Source organism: Rhizobium ecuadorense, assembly GCF_001187535.1.
Lineage (GTDB): Bacteria > Pseudomonadota > Alphaproteobacteria > Rhizobiales > Rhizobiaceae > Rhizobium > Rhizobium ecuadorense.
This window is the reverse complement of the sequence record NZ_LFIO01000313.1, coordinates 1-331: the sequence shown is the minus strand read 5'-3', so window position 1 is coordinate 331 and position 331 is coordinate 1. Positions and strand designations below refer to the sequence as shown.

2 pseudogenes are annotated in these 331 nt (G+C 61.3%); both read right to left on the bottom strand.

The features are described 5' to 3' along the window. Nucleotides 1-161 (bottom strand): annotated as a pseudogene (locus AF337_RS45125) (sugar ABC transporter substrate-binding protein); the annotation flags it as partial. A 40-nt stretch (nucleotides 162-201) separates the two neighbouring features. Beyond that, nucleotides 202-331 (bottom strand): annotated as a pseudogene (locus tag AF337_RS41870) (LacI family transcriptional regulator); the annotation flags it as partial.

The following is a 331-nucleotide window of genomic DNA, read 5'->3' as shown; positions in this document are numbered from 1 at the left end:
GGATTGGCGGCCTCGAAGCGGGTGGCAACGTCGCCATAGGCCTTCACCCAGCCGGGATCGCCCTGGTGCATAACGTGGATGACGGTCTTCGCCTCGGCAAGACTCGCGGTTGCAACCAGCGCGGCGGACGCGAAGAGACCGCAAAGTAAACGATTACCCATTCTCATTGATATTCTCCTCCTGTTAGACACTATTCGATGTTCAGACGGATGCCCGTTCGACCAGATGGAACGGCAGTTTCCGCAGATGCGGCGGTTCGGGCTGCTCGGCCAGGAGGATCTCCATGGCAAGGCGGCCCATGGCGCGGTGCGGCAGGGCCATCGTCGTCAAC